This is a genomic window from Streptomyces sp. NPDC043854 (assembly GCF_056436005.1).
In genome coordinates this window covers 54,478-71,114 of the sequence record NZ_JBWKDK010000015.1, presented here as the reverse complement: position 1 = coordinate 71,114, position 16,637 = coordinate 54,478, and the positions used below count along the sequence as shown (strand labels likewise).

Genomic DNA, 16,637 nt, shown 5'->3' with positions numbered 1-16,637 from the left:
CTCCATCCAGTTGGGCCATTCGTGCGCCTACCCTTCAACGGGTGAACCAGTTGATGTCCCGCGAGTCCCAGCCCGTCCTGCCCGGCACGCCTGCCCAGCCCGAGCTGCCCGGCACTCTTCCGGACCACCTGCGTGTCGAACTGACCGCCTTCCGCCGGGACTTGCACATGCATCCCGAGCTAGGACACCAGGAGTTCCGCACCACGGCGGCCATCAAGGCCCGACTGGAGAAAGCCGGCCTCCGGCCCCACGTACTGAAGTCCGGGACCGGGCTGATCTGCGACGTGGGCACCTGGGACGGCGGCCGGCCGATGCTGGCCCTGCGCGCGGACATCGACGCCCTGCCCATTCCCGACGCCAAGACGCACGTCGCGTACCGCTCGACCTTCCCCGACCGGGCGCACGCCTGCGGCCACGACGTGCACACCGCGGCCGTCCTCGGCGCCGGGCTGGTCCTCGCCGAGCTCGACCGGCAGGGCCTGCTGCCCCGGCCCGTGCGGCTGCTCTTCCAGCCCGCCGAGGAGGTGCTGCCGGGCGGGGCCACCGACGCCATCGCGTCCGGGGCCCTCGACGGGGTGGGACAGATCATCGCGGTGCACTGCGACCCCCGGGTCGACGCGGGGAAGATCGGCCTGCGGGCCGGGCCCATCACCTCCGCCTGCGACCGCCTGGAGATCACCCTGGAGGGCCCGGGCGGGCACACCGCCCGGCCGCACCTCACCACCGACCTGGTGACGGCCGCCGCCCGGGTCGCCGCCGACCTGCCGGCGGTGGTGGCCCGCCGGATGGACGCCCGCTCGGGCATGTCGATCACCTGGGGCCGGATCGAGTCCGGGCACGCCTGCAACGTGATCCCGATGCACGCGGAGCTGTCCGGGACCATCCGCTGCCTGGACATCAAGGCCTGGCACGAGGCGCCCGACCAGATCCATGCGGCGATCGACGAGATCGCCGGGGTGCACCGGGCCAAGTCGGAGATCACCTATGTCCGCGGGGTGCCCCCCGTCGTCAACGACCCGGTGGTCACGGAGCTGCTGCGCGAGTCGATGACCGCCCGGCGGGGCGCGGAGTCGGTCGAGGACACCGAGCAGAGCCTGGGCGGGGAGGACTTCTCCTGGTACCTCGAGCACGTTCCCGGGGCCATGGCCCGCCTCGGCGTGCACCCGCCGGGCGCCAGCGTGAAGAAGGACCTCCACCGCGGCGACTTCGACGTGGACGAGGCCGCGATCGGCGTCGGCGTGGAGTTCTTCACGGCCGCCGCACTGATCGACGGCCGCCCAGCGGGGAGGGCATGCGATCCCTGACAGCGGAGGGGCCGGACCGGAGTCCGGCCCCTCCGCAGGGGGTGGGGCCGTGCCTCTCTACTGCTCGCAGCCGTTCAACGCCGCGGTGGCGAAGGCATGGACTCCTCGGCGGGTCAGATCATCCACTGCTCGTATCCGAGCTTGTAGATGCCTGTGTTCGGGGCGCCGGGGCACGTGGCGGACGACGTCTGACCATTCTGCTTGCTGTCGCCAGTGATGACGGCCTGGGTGCCGCGGGAGTCGATACAGGTCACCTTGACGCGGAAGCGCTGAATGAAGGGCACTAAACCCGAACAGCGGGCGTAACCCGTGGCCCCGGACTGCCACGTCGTGCATTCGATGGCTGTGGCGCCCGTGGTGGCCGCTGCTGCGGAAGGTGCGGTAATGAGGGACGCTGCCGCCATTCCGAACCCGATGAGCGTGGCTATCTTGGCTTTGTGCATATCTTTTTCTCCCCGGTTTTCACTGAGTGAAGATGTTAGGCGGACTGTACGGTTCCCACTTCCAGGACGCCGACATTGGGGTCGCTCGAGCAGGTTGCGCTGGAGGTCTCATTCCTTTTTTTCTTCGGCCCGAGCACGGTGAACGTCTGACCACGGTGGTTGATGCAGGTGAGCTTCACCTGGAACGTGTCTGCCCAGGCCATTCCACTGCAGTACGCAGCTCCGCCCCACGGCGGCCCGCCCGTCTTCCAGGTGTTGCAGAATGCATCCTGCGGACCAGGCTTCGCGCCAGAGGCGACGCCGGGAGCGGCTCCAGTGGGGCTTGCGGCGACAGCCGGCGTGCCCATACCCACAGATAAGATGGTCAGCGCCACGGCGCCCAGTTGAACGATCGACTTCTTCTTCATGTCCCCGATTCTCCGTTTGGCTTTCATGCGCCTTGAGGTTGGCTGGCGAAGCGATATCTACGCAGGCCGATCGCACCTGGAAGGAAATCAGCCTCGAGTAAAGATATGGCCACCAACCCAATCCCTTGACTTGGTCATCTGACATGGGGAGATGGGGGCAGGTCAATCCCCTTTTTCATGGTGTGGCGCGCATCACGTCGTGCATGCGGAGCGGCGATTAAGACAGGTTGGCGGAATGGCGCCTATCGGCTGGATCTGCTCGTTGCGAATAAGGCCCATCTGGTTTATGGGGGAGCGGGGGCGTGTATGTCTCTTGGAATTCACTATTCCAGTGTGGGTGGTATTTCCTTTAGTGGAGAAAGTCCCCTTGTGGTCGACTTTGGGGTCGTCGGCACCTCCGTGCGGGTGACGGAGAGTAGTCAAGCCTGCCGTATCGGTTGCGGTGCGCGTCGATCCGGTAACGACTCGTGAACGGGCCTTTAACTGACATCTACGCGCGTTACGATCGCCCCGAAAACCAGCGCCGGTCAGTAGGCGCTTTCGGTCAGGTTTTGAAGGAGCCTCCCCTTGCGCCGGATCACCAGGATCGCCACCGTGGGCCTCGCGTCCGCGGCGCTGGCCCTCTCGGCCACCGCCTGTGGCGGAAAGAAGTCCTCTGACACCGCCTCCTCCACGGAGTCCGCGGGTCAGAAGTCCGTAGCCATCGCCTACGACATCGGCGGCCGCGGCGACCAGTCCTTCAACGACGCCGCGTACGCGGGTCTGGAGAAGGCCGAGAAGGACCTGAAGGTCAAGGGCGCCGAGGCGGAGCCCACCGAGGGCGAGAGTGAGGCTGACAAGGTTCAGCGCCTCACCGAGCTGGCTCGCAAGGGCAACAACCCGGTCATCGGTGTCGGGTTCGCCTACGGTGCCGCGATCGAGAAGGTCGCGCCGAAGTTCCCGAACACCACGTTCGGCCTCATCGACGACGCGTCGAAGAAGGGCCCGAACATCGCCAACATGGTCTTCAACGAGGAGCAGGGCTCCTACCTGGCCGGCGTCGCTGCCGCCAAGGCCTCGAAGACCGGCACGGTCGGTTTCATCGGCGGTGTCGAGATTCCGCTGATCAAGAAGTTCGAGGCGGGCTTCACCCAGGGCGTCAAGGACACCAACCCGAACGCCAAGGTGCTGTCGGTCTACCTGAGCCAGCCGCCGGACATGTCCGGGTTCGCCAAGCCCGACCTGGGCAAGGCCGCCGCCAAGGGTCAGCTCGACAACGGCGCCGACGTGATCTACTCCGCCGCGGGCCTCGCCGGCTCCGGTGCGATCGAGGCCACCGCCACCGCCGGCAAGTGGGCCATCGGTGTCGACTCGGACCAGTACAACCAGGCCGGTCTGGCGAAGTACAAGGACAAGATCCTGACCTCGGTCACCAAGGACGTGTCCGGTGCCGTCTTCAACCTGATCAAGTCGGTCCAGGACGGCAAGCCGCAGTCCGGTGAGGTCCGCTACGGCCTCGACACCAACGGTGTGGGTCTGGCTCCGTCCAACCCGGAGTACAAGAACATGGCCGATGTCATCGCCGCCGTCGAGAAGGCCAAGGCCGACATCATCGCCAAGAAGATCAACGTCAAGACCGCGCCGTAAGGCCGCAACCTGACGTGAAGTAGGGTCTCGGGGGTCCGGGAAGCGGTCTCTGCCGCTCCCGGGCCCCGAACCGCATTCCGTGATTCCTTGTGGCCACTCGGCCGCAAGTTTTCACTTCCGACAGTGCTACGCGCGTAGAGGCATCGTGGACGCGATACCTTCTCTCCCCGCCCTGTCCCCCCGCCCAGCGGCTCTTTCCAGCTCCTTTCGCGCCAAGGAGAGTGCGTCATCAACGCGTCCAGCCCCCCTGCCGTAGAACTGCACGGCATCACCAAGCGTTTCCCCGGCGTCGTCGCCAACAAGGACATCGCCATCACCGTCCGCAAGGGCACGGTCCACGCCCTGATCGGTGAGAACGGTGCCGGCAAGTCGACCCTGATGAAGATCCTCTACGGCATGCAGAAGCCGGACGAGGGCACCATCGCCATCGATGGGGAGCAGGTCTCCTTCAACAACCCGGGTGACGCCATCGCCCGCGGCATCGGCATGGTCCACCAGCACTTCATGCTGGCCGACAACCTCACCGTCCTGGAGAACGTCGTTCTCGGCGGCGAGAAGCTGTACGGCATCGGGGCCAAGGCCCGCAAGAAGATCCTGGAAATCTCGGACGCGTACGGCCTCGGTGTCCGTCCCGACGCCCTGGTCGAGGACCTCGGTGTCGCCGACCGGCAGCGCGTGGAGATCCTCAAGGTCCTCTACCGCGGTGCCCGCACCCTCATCCTCGACGAGCCGACCGCCGTGCTCGTGCCGCAGGAGGTGGACGCGCTCTTCGACAACCTGCGCGAGCTCAAGGCCGAGGGCCTGACCGTCATCTTCATCTCGCACAAGCTGGGCGAGATCCTGAAGGTCGCCGACGACATCACCGTCATCCGCCGCGGCACCACCGTCGGCACCGCCGACCCGAAGACAGCGACGACCAAGCAGCTCGCCGAGCTGATGGTCGGCAGCGAGCTGCCCACCCCGGAGACCCGCGAGTCGACGGTCACCGACGTCCCGATGCTCCAGGTCAAGGGCCTGACCCTGGCCGAGGCGGGGGGCGCTGTGACCGCGCCGCTGTCGGCCGCCGCCGAGGACCGCAACGAGGACGTGGACTACGTCCACGAGCACGTGCCCGTCGGCCGCCTGCTGCTGGACAACGTCGACTTCACGATCCACAAGGGCGAGGTCCTCGGCATCGCCGGTGTCGAGGGCAACGGCCAGACCGAGCTGATCGAGGCCCTCATGGGCATGGTCGCCCCGGACTCCGGCGTGATCACCCTCGACGGCGTGGACATCACCAAGCACCCGGTGCGCAAGCGCCGCGAGGACGGCATCGGCTACATCCCCGAGGACCGCCACCGCCACGGCCTGCTGCTGGAATCCCCGCTGTGGGAGAACCGCATCCTCGGCCACGTCACCGAGGCGCCCAACTCCAAGCGCGGCATCCTCGACCCGAAGGCCGCCCGCCGGGACACCGAGCGGATCGTGCGCGAGTACGACGTCCGCACCCCGGGCATCGACGTGACCGCGGCCTCGCTCTCCGGCGGCAACCAGCAGAAGCTGATCGTCGGCCGCGAGATGAGCCACAACCCGAAGTTCCTCATCGCCGCCCACCCCACCCGCGGTGTGGACGTCGGTGCGCAGGCGCAGATCTGGGACGCCATCCGCGAGGCCCGCCGCGAGGGCCTGGCCGTGCTCCTGATCTCCGCCGACCTCGACGAGCTGATCGGCCTGTCCGACACCCTGCGCGTCATCTACCGCGGCCGCCTGGTCGCGGACGCCGACCCGGCGACCATCACGCCGGAGGAGCTCGGCACCGCCATGACGGGTGCCGCCCGCGGTCACCTGGAAGCCACTGACAACCACTCCGCTGCTGCCGACGGTGACACGACGGAGGACGAGGCCCGATGAAGAAATTCGACAAGGACCGGCTGCTGCTCGCGGTCGCCGGACCGGCGCTCGCGCTGGTCAGCGCCTTCGTGCTGACCGTGATCGTGCTGGCCGCCTCGGGCGTGGACCCGATCGACCCGCTGCGCATCATGATCGAGCAGGCCGGCTACGAGGACATCCAGGTCCTGATCCTGAACCAGGCCGGCATCTACTACCTGGCAGCCCTGGCCGTGGCCGTCGGCTTCCGGATGAACCTCTTCAACATCGGTGTCGACGGCCAGTACCGCCTCGCGGCGATGATCTCGGCCGTCGTGGGCGCCGCGGTCACGCTGCCCGGCCCGCTGCAGATCCTGATGATCGTGGCCGTGGCCATGCTCACCGGTGCCTTCTGGGCCGGTATCGCGGGCATCCTCAAGGCCAAGCGCGGCGTGAGTGAGGTCGTCTCGACGATCATGCTGAACGCCATCGCGACCTCCCTGATCGCCTGGCTGCTGCTGCCCAAGAACCTGGGTGTCCAGCTGCCCGGCTCCAACGACCTGACCACCGGTGACATCCCGGAGTCGGGCTGGTTCCCGGCCGTGGAGATGGGCCCGGGCCTGGAGATCTACGGCTTCACCTTCGTGGCCTTCGCGCTCGGCATCGTCTACTGGTTCGTCCTCAACCGCACCCGGTTCGGCTTCGACCTGCGCGCCACCGGCGCCAGCGAGTCCGCCGCCCAGGCCTCCGGCGTGGACGCCAAGAAGATGATCATGACCTCGATGCTCATCTCGGGTGCCATCGCCGGCCTCACCGGCATGCCGCTGCTGCTCGGCGAGTCCCACACGTACAACCTGTCGTTCCCGGCGGGCATCGGCTTCACCGGCATCACCATCGCCCTGCTGGGCCGCAACAACCCGCTGGGTATCTTCTTCTCCGCCCTCCTGATCGCCTTCATCGACAAGGCGTCCGCCGGTCTCGACACCGCGGGCTACGCCAAGGAGATCGGCACGATCATGCAGGGCCTGATCGTGATCGCGGTCGTCGTCAGCTACGAGTTCGTCCGCCGCTACGGCATCCGCCGCCAGCAGCAGAAGGTCGGCGAGGAGCTGGCCGCCGGCCACGCCATCAAGACCGACAAGGAGGTCGCGGCGTGAGCACCAGCACCGTTTCCGCGACGAGCGCCGCGCCCAAGGGCGGCCGCCGCAAGCTCACCCTGCCCTGGATCCTGCTGATCATCGCGGGCGGCCTCGTCCTGATCTCGCTGGTCCGGACGATCTCGGGCGCCAATGACCTGACCTCCGTCGGCCAGATCTCCGGCGCGCTCCAGCTCGCCGTGCCGATCGCCATGGCCGGTCTCGGCGGCCTGTGGGCCGAGCGCGCCGGCGTGGTCAACATCGGCCTCGAAGGCATGATGATCCTCGGCACCTGGTTCGGCGCCTGGGCCGGGTACCAGTGGGGCCCGTGGACTGGCGTCCTCATGGGCCTCGTCGGCGGCGCCCTCGGCGGCCTGCTGCACGCGATCATCACCGTCACGTTCAACGTCAACCACATCGTCTCCGGTGTGGCCGTGAACATCCTGGCCATCGGCTTCACCCAGTACCTGTCGAACTTCACCTTCGACGAGCTCCCGGGCGGCTCCTCCAAGCAGTCCCCGCGCATCGAGCCGATCACCGAGATCACCATTCCCGGTTTGTCGGGCTGGCTGTCCGACCTCCAGGCCAAGCACTGGTTCCTGGTCTCGGACCTCGCCGGCGTCCTCGGCGGCCTGGTCACCAACCTGTCCCTGCTGACGGTCGTCGCGATCCTGCTGATCCCCGCCACCTGGTGGGTGCTGTGGCGCACCTCCTTCGGCCTGCGGCTGCGCTCCTGCGGCGAGAACCCGGTCGCCGCCGAGTCCCTCGGCGTCAACGTCTACAAGTACAAGTACATCGCCGTGGTCGTCTCCGGTGCGATGGCCGGCCTGGGCGGCGCGTTCCTCGCGATCGTCTCCACCGGCATCTACCAGGAGGGCCAGACCGGCGGCCGCGGCTACATCGGCCTCGCCGCCATGATCTTCGGCAACTGGATGCCGGGCGGCATGGCCCTCGGCTCGGGCCTGTTCGGCTTCACCTACAGCCTCAAGCTGCGCGGTGGCGCCGAGAACGTCCACGCCATGCTGCTGCTCCTGGCGATCCTGCTCGTGGCCGTCGTCGTCTGGCAGCTGTACAAGAAGAAGCACTGGCAGGCCGCCATCGCGGCCGCGTGCGCGGCCGGCCTGTTCGTCTGGTACGCGCTCGTCGACGCCGTCCCGAGCCAGTTCGTCGACGCGGCCCCGTACGTCACGACGCTGCTCGTGCTCGCCCTGTCGGCGCAGCGCCTGCGGATGCCCAAGGCGGACGGCATGCCGTACCGCAAGGGGCAAGGCAAGTGACGACAGCGCTCACCCCCGACTGGGAGGCCCTGCGGGAGGCCGCCCGGGACGCCATGTCCCGGGCCTACGCCCCCTACTCGGGCTTCCCGGTCGGAGTCGCGGCCCTCGTGGACGACGGGCGGATCGTGACCGGCTGCAACGTCGAGAACGCGAGCTACGGGCTCGGCCTGTGCGCCGAGTGCGGCCTGGTGTCCTCCCTCCAGGCCACGGGCGGCGGCCGCCTGACGCACTTCACCTGCGTCGACGGCAAGGGCGACATCCTCGTCCCGTGCGGGCGCTGCCGTCAGCTGCTGTACGAATTCGGCGGACCGGAACTGCTGGTGGAGACCCCGAAGGGGATCCTGCCGCTGGCGGAGATGCTGCCGCAGGCCTTCGGGCCGGACCACCTGAGATAACCGTGCCGACGGCCCTTCGCCCCACGAGGCGAGGGGCCGTCGCACTTCCGTACTTCCGCGGAACTCCGCACCACCCCTCTATGCGTGTAGAAGGAAGCACCACATGGACGTCATCTCCGTCATCCGTACGAAGCGGGACCGCGGCGAGCTGAGCCCCGAGCAGATCGACTGGGTCATCGACGCGTACACCCGCGGCGTCGTCGCCGACGAGCAGATGTCGGCGCTGGCCATGGCCATCCTGCTCAACGGCATGAACCGGTCCGAGATCGCCCGCTGGACCGCCGCGATGATCGCCTCCGGCGAGCGGATGAACTTCGACTCCCTCTCCCGCCCGACCGCCGACAAGCACTCCACCGGCGGCGTCGGCGACAAGATCACCCTGCCGCTGGCCCCGCTCGTCGCCGCCTGCGGCGCGGCCGTGCCGCAGCTGTCCGGCCGCGGCCTCGGCCACACCGGCGGCACCCTCGACAAGCTGGAGTCCATCCCCGGCTGGCGCGCGCTGCTCTCCAACGAGGAGATGCTCCACGTCCTCGACACCACCGGCGCGGTCATCTGCGCGGCGGGCGACGGCCTCGCCCCCGCCGACAAGAAGCTGTACGCGCTGCGCGACGTGACGGGCACCGTCGAGGCCATCCCGCTGATCGCCTCCTCCATCATGTCCAAGAAGATCGCGGAGGGCACCGGCTCCCTCGTCCTCGACGTGAAGGTCGGCTCCGGCGCCTTCATGAAGAACATCGAGGACGCCCGCGAGCTCGCCTCCACGATGGTGGCTCTCGGCACCGACAGCGGCGTGAAGACCATCGCCCTGCTCACCGACATGTCCACCCCGCTGGGCCTGACCGCCGGCAACGCGCTGGAGGTCCGCGAGTCCGTCGAGGTCCTGGCCGGCGGCGGCCCGGCCGACGTGGTCGAGCTGACCATCGCCCTGGCGAAGGAGATGCTGGAGGCCGCCGGCATCAAGGACGCAGACCCGGCCAAGGCCCTGGCCGACGGCTCCGCGATGGACGTCTGGCGCCGGATGATCCGGGCGCAGGGCGGCGACCCGGACGCGGCCCTGCCGGTCGCCCGCGAGCAGCACGTGGTCACCGCGCCCGAGTCGGGCGTGCTGACCCGCCTGGACGCGTACGCGGTGGGCGTGGGCGCCTGGCGCCTGGGCGCCGGCCGGGCCCGCAAGGAGGACCCGGTGCAGGCGGGCGCGGGCATCGAGCTGCACGCCAAGCCGGGCGACGAGGTCGTGGCCGGGCAGCCGCTGATGACGCTGCACACGGACACCCCGGAGAAGTTCGACTACGCCCTGGCCTCGCTGGAGGGCTCGTACGACATCGCCCCCGCGGGCACGGCGTTCACCCCGAACCCGATCGTCCTGGACCGCATCGCCTGATCCGGCCCGTCCGCACACCCTGCCGGAACGCCGGCCCCGTACACCGGGGCCGGCGTTCCCGCATGCGGGGGGCATACCCCGGACGTAACCTGGCGGTGTGAGCGAGGGACGGTCCCACGAGCCGTCCGACGGTCCCGCACCGCGCAGGAGAGGCGGCCGGGCCGCACGGCGGCTGGAGGAGTTCCTCGCCGCCCGGGAGCCGGCGGCGGAGCCCGAAGGGCCCGCCGAGCGCCCGCGGACGGCGGGGACCGGGACCGGGGTGAGGGCCGGGACGCGGTCCGGGTCCGGGACGGGAAACCTGCCCGGGGCCCGGACCGGGCCCGGCCGGATTCCCCACCACCCCCCGCGCAGGACCCCGCACCCCCGCGCCCCCCGCACCTCGGGACCGGCTGAGCACCGCAGCGGCAGGACCCGGCAGCGGCCGGAGCGGGCAGCGGCCGCACGCCCGCGGCCCGGATCGCAGGAGGCCCGGACCGCAGGGGCGCGGACCGCCGGGGCCACCGATCCGCACACGCCGTGCCCGAGGGCGGCCCGGCGTGCCCGGCGCCGCCCGCGCCGGAGGGCACCCGCGGCGAAAGAGGTGCAGCGATGCAGGATCCGACCGCTTCCGACGACCGTGAACCCGGCGGCGCGCGCGGCACGCACGGGCGCCGCTTCCGCCCGCCCGGCGGCAAGGCGCTGACCCGGCTGGTCCAGGAACTCGAACGCACGGGCCGCGGCCGGGAGGCCGCCGCCGCGGTCGAGAGGGCCGCACCCGGACTGGCCGCGAGCCGGCAGCAGGAGCTGATCACCGAGGCCGTGGGGCCGCCCGAGGTCCGGCCGCCCGCCCGGGACCGGCCGCCGCGGCCACCGGCCGGGGAGGACGACCGGGAGGCGGGGGCCCCGTCGCCCCGGGAGGCCGCCGAACGCACCCGGTCGGGCGCCGCGGACGCGGAGGCCCTCGCCGTCGTGTACCGGGAGACGGCCGAACGGCTGGCCGCGCCGCCCCCCGTCCCCGGCCCGGTCTGGCGCCCCCTCGGCCCCTGGACCGTGCCGGGCGGGCAGACGTACGGCCTGAGCCGGGTCAACGTCTCCGGCCGGATCTCCGCGATCGCCGTCGACCCCGCGAACGCCGCGCACCTGCTGGCCGGGGCCGCGGGCGGCGGGATCTGGGAGAGCACCGACCGCGGCGCCTCCTGGGCGCCCCGCACGGACGATGCGGCCACCCTCACCACCGGCGCCCTCGCCTTCGACCCCGCCTCCTCGGGCACCGTGCTCGCGGGCACGGGGGAGGGCAACTTCTGGGCCCGGCTGGGAACCGGAGTCATCCGCTCCACCGACGGCGGCGCGAGCTGGGCGCCGCTGTGCACCGACCCGTTCGTCGGCCAGGGCTTCTACGACCTGGCCTTCGACCCCACCCGCCGGGACACCGTCCTCGGGGCGACCACCGACGGCCTGTACGGCTCCGCCGACGGCGGCGCGAGCTGGACCCTGCGCCGGCCCTTCGCCACCTGGTCGGTCGCGGTGTCCGCGAACGGCGAGGCGCTGGCGGCCTGTTCGGACGGGCTGTTCCGGTCGGACGACGGCGGGGCCGTCTGGCGCCCCGTCACCCTGCCCACCCCGGGCACCTCCCCGTACACGCGGTTCGCCGTGGCGATCGCCCCGTCCGACCCCGGCGTCGCGTACGCCTGGGCGGCCGACGCCGACGAGGTGGCACGGCTGTGGCGCAGGACCGGCGGCACGGACTGGGCGCGCGTGCCCGTACCCCCCGGCCTGGACACCGCGCAGGCCTGGTACGACTGGTTCCTCGGCATCGCCCCCGACCGCGCGGACCAGGTCTACCTCGGCGCCGTCGACGTCTACCGCGGCGACCGCTCGGGGACGACGTGGAGCTGGCAGGACATCTCCACCAGGGAGACCGGCGGCGACTCCATCCACCCCGACCAGCACGCCATCGCCTTTGAACCCGGCGCCCCCGCCGTGGTGTACGTGGGCAACGACGGCGGCCTGTTCCGCAGCCCCGACCGCGGCACGCACTGGGAGGACCTCAACCACGGCCTCGTCATCACCGAGTTCGAGTACGTGGCGCAGGACCACGCCTGCGAGACCTGGCTGCTCGGCGGCACCCAGGACAACGGCACCAACCGCTGGACGGGCTCCCCGAACTGGACCCACGTCCAGGACGGCGACGGCGGGGACTGCGCGGTCAACCGCGACGACCCGCGCACCGTCTTCCACACCTTCTTCAACATGAGCCTGGAACGCTCCGTCAGCCGCGGCGACTTCGGCACCTGGACCGGAGTGTCGCCGCCGGTGCCGGCCGGGGAGCGCTCGCTGTTCCACCCGCCCCTGGAGACCAGTGCCACCGCCGGGCGGACCGTGGCCTTCAGCGGCGGGGCCCTGTACGTCTCCCGGGACGACGCCGACAGCTGGAAGCGCCTGCCGTTCCCCGCCCCGGGCATCGGCAGCGCCATGTACGTCCCGCATGCCGACGAGGTCCTGGTCGGCACCACCCGGGGCCGGCTGTACCGCACCCGGTGGCAGGGCGGCGCCTGGAGCCCGCTCACCGCGCTGGCGACACCCCGGGCCGATGCCTGGATCAGCGACATCCACGTCGACCCCGCCGGCACCGACCGGATCTGGGTCACGCACAGCACCATCGGCGGCGGCCGCATCTGGCACTCCGCCGACGGCGGCGCCACCTGGGACGACCGCTCCGCCGGGCTGCCGCCGCTGCCGCTCAACGCGGTGGAGGTCGACCCGCTCGACCGCGACCGGCTCTGGGTCGCCGCCGACCTGGGCGTCTACCGGTCCACGGACGCCGGGGCCACCTGGGAGCCCTTCGCCGACCGGCTGCCCAACGCGCTCGTCGGCGACATCGTCCTGCATCCGAACGCCCGGCTGCTGCGCGCCGGGACCCGCAACCGCGGCGTATGGGAGATCCCCGTCGACGGCTGAGCGAACCGCAACCCCTCCACGCACGCACGCCACCGATGAGTCCGGGCGCCCCGCCCGGTCAGACAGTCATGACGCACCGGACCCTGATCCTGACCGGCCCCGACCTGGCGCCGGACGGCGCCGCCGCGGCGTGCCGGCGACTGGCGGAGTTGTACGCGGCCGGAGCCGCCGCCGTGGCATGCGACATCGGAGCCCTCCCCGGCCCGCCCGGCCTCGCGGCCGTCGACACCCTGGCCCGCCTCCACCTGACCGCCCGCCACTGGAACCGCCCCCTGGCCGTGACCGGCGCCGGCCCCGAACTCCGCGCCCTCCTCGGCCTCGTGGGGCTAGGCGAGCTCCTCGGGGAGGCCGAAGAGGGGGAACCAGCGGCCGGTGTCCAGGAAGGCGTTGAGCCCGGCGATCCGGCCGTCTGATATCTCCAGGACCTGGAGTGCCCACGGGACGTGGCCGGGGCGGCCGTCCTGCCGCGGGCGGTACTGGCCGAAGGCGGGCAGGCCGTTGGCCGTGGTGGGGACCAGGCGGGAGCCCTTGCATCCGACGCCCTGGTTCAGGTGCCACGCGGCGATGTCCGCGTGCCCCCGGAGCCACAGGTCGAACGGCGGCATGGACAGCACGGCGTCCCCGTGCAGCAGCGTGGTCAGCCGGGAGATGTCGTACGCCTCGAACGCGGACACGTACTGCTCCAGCAGCCTCGCCTGCTCCGCGTCCAGCGGGTCCGCGGGCTCGCAGGCGCGGGCCGGGCGGGCGGCCAGGGTGGCCCGGGCCCGCTGCAGAGCGCTGTTCACCGAGGCGGTGGTCGTCTCCAGCAGGGCCGCCACCTCGTCGGCCTTCCAGGCCAGCACCTCGCGCAGGATCAGCACGGCCCGCTGCTTCGGCGGCAGGTGCTGGAGGGCCGCGACGAACGCCAGCCGCACCGACTCCTTCGCCAGCGCCGCCTCCGCCGGGTCGGCGGTCTGCGGCAGCACCCGCGCGTCGGGGACCGGCTCCAGCCAGGTCACCTCGGGCCGCTCGGTCAGCACGGCGGAGGCCTGGTGCTGCGGCGCGCTGAGGTCCATCGGGCGGGCCCGCCTGCCGCCGGCGCTCAGCAGGTCCAGGCAGACGTTGGTGGCGATGCGGTACAGCCAGGAGCGCAGCGAGGACCGCCCCTCGAACTTTCCGTAGGCGCGCCAGGCGCGGACGTACGTGTCCTGCACGGCGTCCTCGGCGTCGAAGGAGGAGCCGAGCATGCGGTAGCAGTAGCCGGTGAGCTCGACGCGGTAGCGGTCCAGCGCCGCGTCCAGTCCCGCGTCGGCGCCGGCGGCGAGGCCGGCGGTGTCCGTCATGTGCGTCATCCCCCTGGTCGGTCCAATATCACGGAACCTACCGGAGGGGTCTGACATCGATACTCGTGGCGGGTTCAGCGCGCCGCGAGCAGCCGCCGCTCCGCCCGGGCCGCGTGCGAGCCGTACAGGGTGATGGACACGACGCCCAGCACCGCCAGCAGCGCGATCCCGGCCGTGGCCGCCCAGCCCCCGGAGTGGTAGGCGAGGGCGCCCAGCGTGCCGCCCGCACTGGAGCCGAGGTAGTACGCGGACTGGTACAGCGCGGAGGCCTGCGCACGGCCCGACACCGCGGTCCGGCTGACCGCGGCGGACGCCACCGCGTGCCCCGCGAAGAAGCCCGCGGTGATCAGGACCAGTCCGGCGACGACCGCGGCCACCGAGCCGGCCAGCGAGAGCAGCAGCCCCAGGGCGGTGGTGGCCACCGCCAGGTACAGGGCGCCGCGGCGCCCCGCCCGGGCCACGAGCTGCCCCGCCGCGGCGGAGGAGACCGTACCGACGAGGTAGATCAGGAAGATCGATCCGATCGCGCCCTGGCCGAGGGAGAACTCGTCGACGAGGCGGTAGCCGATGACGGTGTACACGGCGCCGAAGACGGTCATGAACAGGGCGCCGATCCCGTACAGCCGCAGCAGCAGCGGATTGCGCAGGTGGCCGGCGACGGCGGCGCCGACCGCGCGCGGGTCCGGCGACGCGGGGCGGAAGAACCGCGCCCGCGGCAGCAGTACCCGGAAGGCGACCGCGCAGGCCAGCGCCATGGCGCCGACGGCGAGCAGGCCGGCCCGCCAGCCCCAGGCCTGGGCCGCCCAGCCGGTGACGAGGCGGCTGCTCATCCCGCCGATGGAGTTGCCCGCCACGAACAGGCCGATCGCGCCCACCAGCGCCTTGGGCTGCACCTCCTCCGCCAGGTACGCCATCGCGGAGGCGGGGATGCCGGCGATCGCCGCGCCCTGGACGGCGCGCAGCGCCACCAGCCACTCCAGGTTCGGTGCGAACGGCACGAGGAGTCCGATGCCGACGGCGACGGCCAGGGACACCGTCATCATCCGGGTCCGGCCGAAGCGCTCGGAGAGCGCGCTGAGCGGCAGGACGAACAGGGCGAGCGCGCCGGTGGCCGCGGAGACGGTCCAGCTGGCCTGACCGGCCGTCACCCCGAAGCCGTCGGAGACGGCGGGCAGCAGGGCCTGCGTGGAGTAGAGGAGGGCGAACGTCGCGAGTCCGGCGGCGAAGAGCGCGAGGCTCATCCGGCGGTAGCCGGGGAGGCCGGGTGCGTGGGCCCGGGGGGCCCGGGGGCCCTCGGGGGCCTGCGGACCCCGGGATTCTCGGTTTTCCTTCGGGGACGACGCGGTGGAGGCACCCGGGATGGAGGGTGCCCCGGTATGAACGGGAGGCATGCCACGACCGTAGACCCGCCCCGTTTCATGCGTCCAATGCACGAAATCGCGATAATCGATCCGCTGGTGCATCAGCAGAGCTCAGAGGGGTGCATGTCAATGAACCGTTACGAAGAAGACACGGCCGTGACAGCTTTGCTGGCCCCGCGGCTGGCGTACTTCGCCGCGGTCGCACGGCACGAGCACGTCACCCGCGCCGCCCACGAGCTCGGCGTCCCGCAGTCCACCCTGTCCCGGGCCATGGTCCGGCTCGAACAGGACCTGGGCGTCGCGCTGTTCGCCCGCAAGGGCCGTACCGTCGCCCTCACCACGGCCGGCCGGACCTTCCTCGCCTCGACCGAGAAGGCGCTCGCCGAGATCGCCCGCGCCGCCGGATCGGTCCAGCACGACGCCGACTCGGCCTACGGCAAAGTGGCGTTCGGCTTCCTGCACACCCTCGGCCCCGAGACCGTACCCGGCCTGATCCGCGCCTTCCGCGCCGACCACCCCGGCGTCCGCTTCTCCCTGGTCCAGAACTACGGCGAGGCCATGCTGGAGCGGCTGCGGGCCGGCGAGCTCGACCTCTGCCTGACCTCACCCCTCCCGGACGCCCCCGACCTGGTGGCCCGCAGGCTGGACGAGCAGCGGCTGCGCCTGGTGGTCCCCGACGACCACCGCCTCGCGACCCGCAAGCGCATCCGCCTCGCCGAGGCCGCGGAGGAAGCCTTCGTCACCCTGGAGCCCGGCTACGGGCTGCGCCGCATCACCGACGACCTGTGCGCCGAGGCCGGGTTCACCCCCCGGGTCGCCTTCGAGGGCGAGGAGGCCGAGACCCTGCGCGGGCTGGTCGCGGCCGGCCTCGGCGTGGCCCTGCTGCCGCCGCCGGCCGTGCCCCGCCCGGGCGTGGTCGAGCTGACGGTGACGGCCCCGCGGGCGGTCCGCGAGATCGGGGTGGCCTGGCTCGACGGCCACCCCGACACCCCGCCGGTCGCCCAGTTCAAGCGGTTCCTGCTGTCCCGGCGCGGCCGGCTGATCCCGGAGTGGCACGTGCCCGCTCAGGACCCGGCGGCCACCGACCCCCGCCCCGGGGCCTGAGGATCCATCGGTGCCGTCCGGCCGTCCGGCCGTCCGGCTGTCCGGCCGTCCGGCCGTACGGGGGCGGAGCGGAGGGTGCGGGCGGGCCGGCGCGCCCGC

The 16,637-nt window shown here is 71.6% G+C and carries 14 protein-coding genes; 10 read left to right on the top strand and 4 right to left on the bottom strand.

Going from position 1 to position 16,637, the window contains the following annotated elements; genetic code table 11:
- The first annotated feature begins 53 nt into the window (after nucleotides 1–53).
- On the top strand, nucleotides 54–1,304 hold the full coding sequence (locus AC068A_RS15955) for an amidohydrolase (RefSeq protein ID WP_478585388.1): 1,251 nt from the start codon (nucleotides 54–56) through the stop codon (nucleotides 1,302–1,304).
- Nucleotides 1,305–1,417: 113 nt separating this feature from the next.
- Here the strand turns inward: AC068A_RS15955 and AC068A_RS15950 are convergent, their stop codons facing one another.
- Both AC068A_RS15950 and AC068A_RS15945 read right to left on the bottom strand, forming a co-directional pair.
- Nucleotides 1,418–1,747, bottom strand: coding sequence for a hypothetical protein (locus tag AC068A_RS15950; protein WP_478585253.1), 330 nt, complete (start codon nucleotides 1,745–1,747; stop codon nucleotides 1,418–1,420).
- A 35-nt stretch (nucleotides 1,748–1,782) separates the two neighbouring features.
- Complete coding sequence (locus AC068A_RS15945) at nucleotides 1,783–2,154, bottom strand: hypothetical protein (protein ID WP_478585251.1); 372 nt, start codon at nucleotides 2,152–2,154, stop codon at nucleotides 1,783–1,785.
- Between the two features lie 567 nt (nucleotides 2,155–2,721).
- On the opposite strand from AC068A_RS15945, the gene AC068A_RS15940 reads away from it, so the two are divergent.
- From AC068A_RS15940 to AC068A_RS15905, 8 genes are all read left to right on the top strand, one after another.
- Nucleotides 2,722–3,780: a BMP family lipoprotein gene (locus AC068A_RS15940; protein ID WP_478585250.1), complete on the top strand. Its 1,059-nt coding sequence runs from the start codon at nucleotides 2,722–2,724 to the stop codon at nucleotides 3,778–3,780.
- 258 nt (nucleotides 3,781–4,038) lie between these two features.
- Nucleotides 4,039–5,670, top strand: a complete 1,632-nt coding sequence (locus tag AC068A_RS15935; protein ID WP_478585386.1) for an ABC transporter ATP-binding protein — start codon at nucleotides 4,039–4,041, stop codon at nucleotides 5,668–5,670.
- Nucleotides 5,667–6,782, top strand: coding sequence for an ABC transporter permease (locus AC068A_RS15930; protein ID WP_478585249.1), 1,116 nt, complete (start codon nucleotides 5,667–5,669; stop codon nucleotides 6,780–6,782). Before AC068A_RS15935 ends, AC068A_RS15930 begins: the two co-directional genes overlap by 4 nt.
- Complete coding sequence (locus AC068A_RS15925) at nucleotides 6,779–8,038, top strand: ABC transporter permease (protein WP_478585247.1); 1,260 nt, start codon at nucleotides 6,779–6,781, stop codon at nucleotides 8,036–8,038. Before AC068A_RS15930 ends, AC068A_RS15925 begins: the two co-directional genes overlap by 4 nt.
- Nucleotides 8,035–8,433 (top strand): cytidine deaminase, encoded by a 399-nt coding sequence (locus AC068A_RS15920; RefSeq protein WP_478585246.1) that lies wholly within the window; start codon nucleotides 8,035–8,037, stop codon nucleotides 8,431–8,433. Before AC068A_RS15925 ends, AC068A_RS15920 begins: the two co-directional genes overlap by 4 nt.
- Before the next feature lie 103 nt (nucleotides 8,434–8,536).
- On the top strand, nucleotides 8,537–9,814 hold the full coding sequence (locus AC068A_RS15915; protein WP_478585244.1) for a thymidine phosphorylase: 1,278 nt from the start codon (nucleotides 8,537–8,539) through the stop codon (nucleotides 9,812–9,814).
- Between the two features lie 588 nt (nucleotides 9,815–10,402).
- The gene (locus AC068A_RS15910; protein WP_478585242.1) at nucleotides 10,403–12,751 is read left to right on the top strand and encodes a hypothetical protein; all 2,349 of its coding nucleotides are present in this window, start codon (nucleotides 10,403–10,405) and stop codon (nucleotides 12,749–12,751) included.
- 68 nt (nucleotides 12,752–12,819) lie between these two features.
- On the top strand, nucleotides 12,820–13,164 hold the full coding sequence (locus AC068A_RS15905; RefSeq protein WP_478585240.1) for an STAS domain-containing protein: 345 nt from the start codon (nucleotides 12,820–12,822) through the stop codon (nucleotides 13,162–13,164).
- On the opposite strand, the gene AC068A_RS15900 is transcribed toward AC068A_RS15905, so the two are convergent.
- Together AC068A_RS15900 and AC068A_RS15895 are read right to left on the bottom strand one after the other, a co-directional pair.
- Nucleotides 13,078–14,073, bottom strand: a complete 996-nt coding sequence (locus tag AC068A_RS15900; protein WP_478585239.1) for a sigma-70 family RNA polymerase sigma factor — start codon at nucleotides 14,071–14,073, stop codon at nucleotides 13,078–13,080. The genes AC068A_RS15905 and AC068A_RS15900 overlap by 87 nt on opposite strands.
- Nucleotides 14,074–14,147: 74 nt before the next feature.
- Nucleotides 14,148–15,464, bottom strand: a complete 1,317-nt coding sequence (locus tag AC068A_RS15895) for an MFS transporter (protein ID WP_478585237.1) — start codon at nucleotides 15,462–15,464, stop codon at nucleotides 14,148–14,150.
- A gap of 99 nt (nucleotides 15,465–15,563) precedes the next feature.
- Between AC068A_RS15895 and AC068A_RS15890 the strand changes: the two genes are divergently transcribed.
- The gene (locus AC068A_RS15890; RefSeq protein WP_478585235.1) at nucleotides 15,564–16,538 is read left to right on the top strand and encodes a LysR family transcriptional regulator; all 975 of its coding nucleotides are present in this window, start codon (nucleotides 15,564–15,566) and stop codon (nucleotides 16,536–16,538) included.
- The last annotated feature ends 99 nt before the right edge of the window (nucleotides 16,539–16,637 follow it).

Excerpts from the sequence above, each read along its gene's own strand:
- AC068A_RS15955 (WP_478585388.1), top strand. The coding sequence starts at position 54 with ATGTCCCGCGAGTCCCAGCCCGTCCTGCCCGGCACGCCTGCCCAGCCC.
- AC068A_RS15950 (WP_478585253.1), bottom strand. The coding sequence starts at position 1,747 with ATGCACAAAGCCAAGATAGCCACGCTCATCGGGTTCGGAATGGCGGCA.
- AC068A_RS15945 (WP_478585251.1), bottom strand. The coding sequence starts at position 2,154 with ATGAAGAAGAAGTCGATCGTTCAACTGGGCGCCGTGGCGCTGACCATC.
- AC068A_RS15930 (WP_478585249.1), top strand. The coding sequence starts at position 5,667 with ATGAAGAAATTCGACAAGGACCGGCTGCTGCTCGCGGTCGCCGGACCG.
- AC068A_RS15915 (WP_478585244.1), top strand. The coding sequence starts at position 8,537 with ATGGACGTCATCTCCGTCATCCGTACGAAGCGGGACCGCGGCGAGCTG.
- AC068A_RS15910 (WP_478585242.1), top strand. The coding sequence starts at position 10,403 with ATGCAGGATCCGACCGCTTCCGACGACCGTGAACCCGGCGGCGCGCGC.
- AC068A_RS15905 (WP_478585240.1), top strand. The coding sequence starts at position 12,820 with ATGACGCACCGGACCCTGATCCTGACCGGCCCCGACCTGGCGCCGGAC.
- AC068A_RS15900 (WP_478585239.1), bottom strand. The coding sequence starts at position 14,073 with ATGACGGACACCGCCGGCCTCGCCGCCGGCGCCGACGCGGGACTGGAC.
- AC068A_RS15895 (WP_478585237.1), bottom strand. The coding sequence starts at position 15,464 with ATGCCTCCCGTTCATACCGGGGCACCCTCCATCCCGGGTGCCTCCACC.
- AC068A_RS15890 (WP_478585235.1), top strand. The coding sequence starts at position 15,564 with ATGAACCGTTACGAAGAAGACACGGCCGTGACAGCTTTGCTGGCCCCG.